Here is a 7,433-nt window from a genome sequence, read left to right on the forward strand (position 1 = left end):
TGCAGTTCGATGATTCCGGGGCCCGTCCTGTGGACGAACTTCCACGGCTGTGCGTTGTGCATCGAGGGGGCCGTGACGGCGTCTTCGACCAGCGACGTCACGAGCGGCCGGGTCAGAGCGGTGGTGGACACGGTTCGTCCTGTCTGCGGTGAGTCACCAAGAGATGTCGTGCGGAGTCCGGGCGGGGGACGTGAGGCGTGTGTCGTCCTCATGGAAGGACAGCCGGTCCACGACCGCGACCACGCCGTCAACCCGCTCGCCGAGTTCGACGAGCATCTGGGCCTGGCTCCGCTGCCGGACGCGACCGGCGAGCGTCACCACGCCGTCGAGGACGTGCACGTCCACCGCGTCCCCGGGCAGGTCCATGGCATCGGAGAGGACGTCCTCGCGGATGCGGCGCCGGATCTCCGCGTCGGGGCGGAGGTAGACACCGAGCAGGTCACGGCGGGTCACGATGCCGACCAGCCGTTCCTCCTCGTCGACGACGGGAAGGCGCTCGACTCCGCGGCGGACCATCAGCCGTGCCGCGTCCGCCACCGTCTCCTCGGCGTGGACGGTGACGGCCGGCGTGGTCATCAGGTCCCGCGCGGTCAGCTCGTGGCGGGCCAGGAGGTCGCTCTCGGAGACGACACCGACGACGTGCTCGTCGTCGTCCACGACGGGGACCCCGCTGATCTCGTGCTCGGCGAGCAGTTTCGCGATCTCCCTGAACGACGTCGCGGGGACGGCGGAGACCACGCCGTCGGTCATCAGGCCGCCGACCTTCATGTGCTTCATCGCCGCGCCTCCTGTTGGGGGGTCCGGAAGGTGTGCTGTCCCGTGTGACCAGCCTCCAACGCACGCCTGGGGGCGGCGAGGGCCGAACGGTCCCAGGGCAGGACCGAACGGGCACGTCACTGCCCCTCCGTGCTCCGACCGGCCCGGGTGGGGACCTTCGGTCCCGTCCTTGCCCCCAGCGGCCCTCCGGCCGCCCGGCACCGACTGCCAGGGTGGAATCAAGTCCCTCGGCCCGTGTGAGGAGGAACCATGGACGGAACCACGGCCCGTCCCGGCCTCGGCAGGATCGTCGTCGGCATCGACGGATCACCGTCCGCAAGCACAGCGGCGATGTGGGCGGCGGCAGAGGCAGCCCGGCGGGGCAGCACGCTCTGCCTCGTCCATGCGGCGGACACGGACGCGTCGGCTCCGTTCCTGCCCCAGACGGAGATTGCCAGGAGCCGGCAGGCGGGGCGGGAACTGCTCGACCGGACCGCCGAGGCGGTCACGGCGCGCCACCCCGAGCTGACCGTCGTCACAGAACTCACCGATGGCGCTGCCCCGGGCAGTTTGCGACGGGCCGCCGCTCTCACCGGCACGATCGTCGTGGGACACCGGGGCCTCGGCGGATTCTCGTCACTGCTGCTCGGATCGGTCGGCCTTGAGGTCGCGGCCGGCGCCACCACGCCCGTGGTCGTGGTGCGCGGGGCCGAGCCAGCCGAGCCCGCAGAGGTAGGCGTCGTCCTGGCGGCGGTCCGGGACGAGGCCGACGTGGGCTGCGCCCGTGCGGCGGCCCGCGAAGCCCTGTTGCGTAAGACGCCTGTACGACTCCTGCATATCTGGGGTGTGGGGCTGTCCAGCGGGCCGCGGGCTCTGCTGCGCAACGGTGGCGAGGAGGTCGCTCGCGATCACGTACGCGCGCTGTCCTCGGTGTCGGACACGGTCCGGGAGGAGTTTCCGGAACTGACCGTGCACGCCGACGGTCAGAAGAGCCACAGTGTGCCCGGAGCTCTCGTCGAGGCGTCGCGCCACGCGGACCTGCTCGTCGTGGGAGGCCGGCGGTCGCCCGGCTATCTCGGGCCCACCATCGGACGGACCACGCTCGGCCTGTTGCAGCACGCCCACTGCCCCGTGGAGCTCCTCCCTCGGCAAGGGCCCGGACACGGGAGCACGTCATGACACGCACCACGGCCCGACGCGACATCGCGATCGGCATCGACCCGGTCAAGAACTGGCACCTGGCCCTTGCCTGGGCAGTGGACGAGGCTCACCTGCGAGCCGTGGGACTGCGCCTGGTGGTCGCGGTACCACCGCAGCACGACACCCAACACGTCGACGACACCCCCCGTCGCCTGGCACAGCGGCAGGCCGGCACAGAAGCCCTGCGTACCGCGCTCGCATGGGCGCACGCCCGGCAGCCGGCCGTCAAGGCTGACTCTTCCCTTCTCGACGGGTTCCCGGCAGCAGTTCTGGCCGGCCTTTCACAGGAGGCGGGCATGGTCGTGCTGGGCTCCCGGCACCTCAGCCGTACCGAGGAGTTCCTGAGCGCCGGCTCCCTGGTCGTCCCGGTCACCGCGAAAGCGCACTGCCCAGTGGTCGTCGTGGGCGACGCGGAGCACGTCACGCAGGAGACGCCCTACCTCGTGGTCGGCGTCGACGGCAGCGAGTCCTCACGAGCAGCCCTGGCCTGGGCCTTCGAGGAAGCGGACCTCCGGCGCTGCGCGCTGAGGGCCATCGCCGTCTGGCAGCCCCCTGTCTTCTCCCTGCACAGCGGTGACACGTGGTTCCACGCCGAGCGCCGCCTCCTTTCGGAGACCACCGCGGGCTGGGCGGAGAAGTACCCCGACGTCCGACTCACCCACGAGGTGTCGATCGGTTCCCCCGTCGAGACGCTCGCGAACGCCGCCGAACACGCCCTGGCCGTCGTCGTGGGCCGTCGGGGCCGCGGTGGGTACACAGGGATGCGGGTCGGTTCCGTCGTCCACGGGCTGCTGCACCGCGCCCACTGCCCGGTGATCACCGTTCCCGCAGGGTGAGCAGGCCATGACGAGGCCGGCAGCGGACCGGGCGCCCGCACGGGTGCGGGAGACCACGGGACTCACCCAGGAGGAGGCCGCCCGTCGGCTCGCCGACACAGGCCCCAACGAGGTGACCGCGAGCAAGCCCGTACGACTGCACCAGCGGGTCCTGGCCCAGCTGACGGACCCACTGATCATGGTGCTCCTCGGGGCCGTCGTGCTGACCCTCGCGATCGGCGACCACCCCGACGCGATCGTCATCGGGATGGTCGTCCTCGTGAACACGACCGTCGGGGTGGCGCAGGAGATCCGCGCCGACAACGCCGTCGCCGCACTCTCCGCCCTCACTGCCCCCCACGCGCGCGTACGGCGCGACGGCGCCGTCTGCGACCTCCCCGCCGCGTCGGTCGTCCCCGGTGACGTCCTCCTGGTCGGTGAGGGCGACATCGTCGCCGCCGACGCCGACCTCGCCGAGGCGTCATCCGTGCTGGTGGACGAGTCCATGCTGACGGGGGAGTCCGTGCCTGTCGACAAGGATCCGGGTGCGACGCTGAGCGCAGGAACCGTCGTCGTCCGAGGCCGAGGCGCGGCGGTGGTCACGGCGACTGGGGCGTCCAGCGCGCTCGGCCGCATCGCGGCTCTCCTCGGCGAACGTCGTGAGCCGACCCCGCTGCAGCACCGACTCGCCGCCCTCGGGCGCATCCTCGCGGCCGTGACACTCGCCCTGTGCGTCCTGGTGTTCGCCCTTGGCCTGGTGCGGGGGCTCCCGCTCGGCACGATGGCGGTCACGGCCATCAGCCTGGCCGTGGCGGCGGTTCCCGAGTCCCTCCCCGCCGTGGTCACCCTGGCTCTGGCTCTCGGGGCCCGGCGCATGGTCACCAGGAACGCCTTGGTGCGGCGTCTGCCCGCAGTGGAGACGCTCGGCTCCGTATCCGTCCTCGCCACCGACAAGACCGGCACCCTCACCGAGGGCCGCATGGTCGTCCAGCACGTCTGGACCCCGAGTGGGAGCGCTGAACTCTCCGGCGTGGGGTACGAACCCGTGGGAGAGGCTCTGGTCGACGGGAGGCCGGCGGAAGCGGACGAGCTCGAGCCGCTGCGTGAGTTGCTGACGGTGACCGCCCTGTGCAACGACGCCACGCTGCGCCCGGCGGACGACGAGGCGCCCGACGGCCGCTGGACGGCCTTGGGCGACCCGATGGAGGCCGCTCTGCTGACGGCAGCGGCCAAGACGGGCTGCCCGGATCCCACAGAACTGGCGCTCACCCGTCCCCGGATCGGAGAGGCGCCCTTTGACAGCCTCCGCAGACGCATGACCACACTCCACGAGACCGGCGGACGCGGGGTGCTCGTCTGCCTGAAGGGCGCCCCCGAAGCCGTCCTCGCCCCGGCCGTCCTGTCCGATCCTCCGGACGCGCTCGCGGAGGCCCGCCAAGAGGCCGCGCGCCTGGCTGCCCGGGGATACCGCGTGCTCGCCGTGGCATCGGGGGTGCGGAACGACATTCCGCACCCGGTTGCCGCGGCGGAGTCGGGGCTCGCTCTCCTCGGCCTCGTCGCGCTGAGCGACCCGCCCAAACCGCATGCCGCGGCGACCCTAGCCTCCTGCCGGGCGGCCGGTATCACCCCCGTCCTCATCACCGGCGACCACCCCGCGACGGCTCGGGCGGTGGCGTCGCACGTCGCGCTCCTGGGCGACGGCGGCGAGCCGGAGGGCCGCGTCGTCACAGGGGCGGACGTGGCTGCGGGACGGGTCGCCGACCTCACCGCGGTGCGGGTCTTCGCCCGTACGGACCCTCAGCAGAAGCTGGACATCGTCGAGGCGTGGCGCGCCAGGGGAGCGGTGACCGCGATGACCGGCGACGGGGTCAACGACGGCCCCGCCCTGCACCGCGCCGACATCGGCGTCGCCATGGGCGCGCGCGGCACGGAGGTCGCGCGGCAGGCCGCTGACCTCGTGCTCACCGACGACGAGCTGTCGACGGTCGTGGCGGCCGTCGACGAGGGACGACGCGTCTACGACAATATCCGGCGCTTCCTCGTCTACGGGATGGCCGGCGGCGCGGCCGAGATCCTCGTCATGCTGATCGGCCCGCTGCTCGGGCTGCCGCTGCCCCTGCGAGCGGGCCAGATCCTGTGGATCAACCTCCTGACGCACGGCCTCACCGGCGTCGCCATGGGCGCCGAGCCGGCCTCACCGGGAGCGATGCGACGACCGCCTCGCCCGCCGGACCAGCACATCCTGGGCGGCGGTGCCTGGCAGCGCCTGCTCGTCCTGGCCGCTGTCGTCACGGCGGTCTCGCTCGGCGCGGGACTCGGCGCCCGGGGACTCGGCCTCGCTTGGCAGAGTGTCCTCTTCCTCGCGCTGCTCGCCGCACAGCTGGGCGCCGTCCTGGGACTCCGGTCCCGGCTGTTCACCCGCAAGAACCCGTTCCTCCCGCTGTCCGTCCTCGCCTCCGCCCTGCTGGCCGCGGCGGCGCTGTACGTGCCCTTCCTGAGCTCGGTCCTGGAGACCGAACCGCTCGGCTGGGCGGGCGTCTGGATCGCGTTGGCCGGTGCCCCTGCGGCTTTCTTTGCCGCGCGACTCGTCCGCACCGCCTTCCGCGGGACGAATCCGGCTGGAGCGCCGGAGACACCGGAACTACCGTGAGCACGTGCCCGTCACGCGGGGACTGTGCGCTCGGCGCGGCCGGAGGTGGTGAGGGAGCACGAGGGGCCGGTGTCGGCGGACAGCAGGCTTCCGCGCCTGCGACTCGACGAGCTTCTCGACGAGCTCCAGGCACGTATCGACGAGGTGAGGGGCACCAGGGACCGCCTCAATGGGCTGCTGGAAGCAGTCATGTCTGTGGGCAGGGAACTCGACCTGCCCGAGGTGCTGAAGGGCATCGTGGAGGTGGCCCGTCACCCTGGTGGATGCCGAGTACGGTGCCCTGGGCATCATCGGGGACGACAAGAAGCTCTCGGAGTTCCTCCCCGTCGGCATCGGGGACGACCTGCGGGCGCAGATCGGCGACCCGCCCTCCGGGCACGGACTGCTCGGTGAGCTGATCCGCAACCCCGAACCGCTGCGGCTCTCCGAGTTGTCCGAGCATCCCGTCTCGTACGGCTTCCCGCCCCACCACCCGCCGACGCACACCTTCCTCGGCGTGCCCGTCCGGGTCCGCGACGAGGTCTTCGGCAACCTCTACCTCACCGAGAAGCGCGGAGGCGCGGACTTCGACGCCGAGGACGAGGCGGTCGTGACGACCCTGGCCGTCGCGGCCGGCATCGCCATCGAGAACGCCCGCCTGTACGAGGAGGGCCGCCTCCGGCAGCGGTGGCTCGCCGCAAGCTCCGATCTCACCAGCGCCCTCTTGTCCGGCGAAGAGGAGACCGAGGTCCTCGACGGGATGCTGGAGCAGGCGGTGGACATCGCGGCCGCCGACATGGGGGTCTTCTACCTGGTGGGCGCCGACGGTGAACTGCGGGGCTCGCTCGCCCACGGCGAGGGTGCCGAAGCGCACCGGGGCGTCGTCCTGCCGTCCAGTGAAGGAACGCTGGCCGAGGCTGCCCTGGCTCAGGAGGGCCTGGTCACGGTCGCCGACGTAGAGAACGAGCCGCGCATCAGGGTGCAGCCCGAACGGTGGGAGGGATTCGGGCCGGCCGTGGCGGTCACGGTCGGCACCAAGGAGCGGTTGAGCGGGGTGCTGATCCTCGCGCGGCGGCACGGACGGCCCCCGTTCACCGGCTTGGAGATCACCGCTCTCCCCGGATTCGCGGGGCAGGCGGCCCTGGCGCTGGAACTGGCCGACCGGAGGAGGGATGCCGAGCAGGTGATCCTCCTGGAGGACCGCGACCGGATCGCCCGTGACCTGCACGACCTGGCGATCCAGCACCTGTTCGCGACCGGAATGACGCTGCAGAGCGCCCAGCGGTTCGTCGAGCACCCGGAGGCCGTGGAGCGGCTGGGACGGGCGATCGACGACCTGGACGCCACCATCAAGATCATCCGTTCGACCATCTTCGGGCTCCCGGAACACAACACCCCGGGCACCGTCCCGAAGCTGAGGAACCGGGTGGTCAAGGCGGTGGACGAGGCCGCGACCACGCTCGGATTCGCCCCCGCCCTGCGCATGGGGGGCCTCCTCGACACGGACGTGCCCTCTGAGACGGCCGAACAGGTAATCGTTGTCATCGGTGAAGCCCTCACCAACGTGGCCCGCCATACTCGGGCTCGCCGAGCCGAGGTGTCTGTCGTCGCCGACGACGGAGTCCTGGCGGTGACGGTGAGCGACGACGGCGTGGGCGTACCGCGGGGTGGCAGGCGCAGTGGGCTGCGGAACCTGTCGGAGCGGGCCGAGCGGCTGGGCGGCACTCTGTCGGTGCGCGCCCGGGTGGAGCCCGGCAGCGGCACGGTACTCGAGTGGCGCATCCCGCTGCCGACCGAGCGGGAATGAGCTACGTCTCCCCGGCGTCGTGCTCGTGAGCCTGTGCGGCGATGACGGCGGCCTGTACGCGGCGTTCCACGCCGAGCTTGCCGAGCAGCCGTGAGATGTGGTTCTTGACGGTCTTCTCCGACAGATAGAGCCGTTTGGCGATCTGCCGGTTGGTGAGTCCCTCGCCGATGAGGTCGAGTACGGACCGCTCCCGTTCGGAGAGGGCCGCGAGCCGCTCGTCCTCCGG

At 71.9% G+C, this 7,433-nt stretch carries 5 protein-coding genes and 2 pseudogenes; 4 read left to right on the plus strand and 3 right to left on the minus strand.

The window, feature by feature from the left end; translation table 11 throughout:
* Positions 1-131, minus strand: a pseudogene (locus ACFYUZ_RS39040) (nitroreductase); the annotation flags it as partial.
* 22 nt (positions 132-153) lie between these two features.
* Entirely contained in the window at positions 154-777 is a 624-nt protein-coding gene (locus ACFYUZ_RS39045) for a CBS domain-containing protein (RefSeq protein ID WP_389317925.1), read from the minus strand.
* 249 nt (positions 778-1,026) lie between these two features.
* On the opposite strand from ACFYUZ_RS39045, the gene ACFYUZ_RS39050 reads away from it, so the two are divergent.
* From ACFYUZ_RS39050 to ACFYUZ_RS39065, 4 genes and pseudogenes are all read left to right on the plus strand, one after another.
* Positions 1,027-1,935 carry a universal stress protein gene (locus ACFYUZ_RS39050; RefSeq protein ID WP_389317928.1) on the plus strand — a complete coding sequence of 303 codons (909 nt, stop codon included), beginning with the start codon at positions 1,027-1,029 and terminating at the stop codon, positions 1,933-1,935.
* Positions 1,932-2,792 (plus strand): universal stress protein, encoded by an 861-nt coding sequence (locus ACFYUZ_RS39055; RefSeq protein WP_389317931.1) that lies wholly within the window; start codon positions 1,932-1,934, stop codon positions 2,790-2,792. The genes ACFYUZ_RS39050 and ACFYUZ_RS39055 overlap by 4 nt, the downstream gene beginning before the upstream one ends.
* Positions 2,793-2,799: 7 nt before the next feature.
* The gene (locus ACFYUZ_RS39060; RefSeq protein ID WP_389317934.1) at positions 2,800-5,421 is read left to right on the plus strand and encodes an HAD-IC family P-type ATPase; all 2,622 of its coding nucleotides are present in this window, start codon (positions 2,800-2,802) and stop codon (positions 5,419-5,421) included.
* A 48-nt stretch (positions 5,422-5,469) separates the two neighbouring features.
* A pseudogene (locus ACFYUZ_RS39065) lies at positions 5,470-7,207 on the plus strand (GAF domain-containing sensor histidine kinase).
* Between the two features lies 1 nt (position 7,208).
* On the opposite strand, the gene ACFYUZ_RS39070 reads toward ACFYUZ_RS39065, so the two are convergent.
* The coding region (locus tag ACFYUZ_RS39070) for a helix-turn-helix transcriptional regulator (protein ID WP_389317937.1) at positions 7,209-7,433 on the minus strand (225 nt) is incomplete at its 5' end.

The sequence above is a fragment of the Streptomyces sp. NPDC004266 genome (assembly GCF_042874095.1).
GTDB lineage: Bacteria > Actinomycetota > Actinomycetes > Streptomycetales > Streptomycetaceae > Streptomyces.

Excerpts from the sequence above, each read along its gene's own strand:
- ACFYUZ_RS39050 (WP_389317928.1), top strand. The coding sequence starts at position 1,027 with ATGGACGGAACCACGGCCCGTCCCGGCCTCGGCAGGATCGTCGTCGGC.
- ACFYUZ_RS39045 (WP_389317925.1), bottom strand. The coding sequence starts at position 777 with ATGAAGCACATGAAGGTCGGCGGCCTGATGACCGACGGCGTGGTCTCC.
- ACFYUZ_RS39060 (WP_389317934.1), top strand. The coding sequence starts at position 2,800 with ATGACGAGGCCGGCAGCGGACCGGGCGCCCGCACGGGTGCGGGAGACC.
- ACFYUZ_RS39055 (WP_389317931.1), top strand. The coding sequence starts at position 1,932 with ATGACACGCACCACGGCCCGACGCGACATCGCGATCGGCATCGACCCG.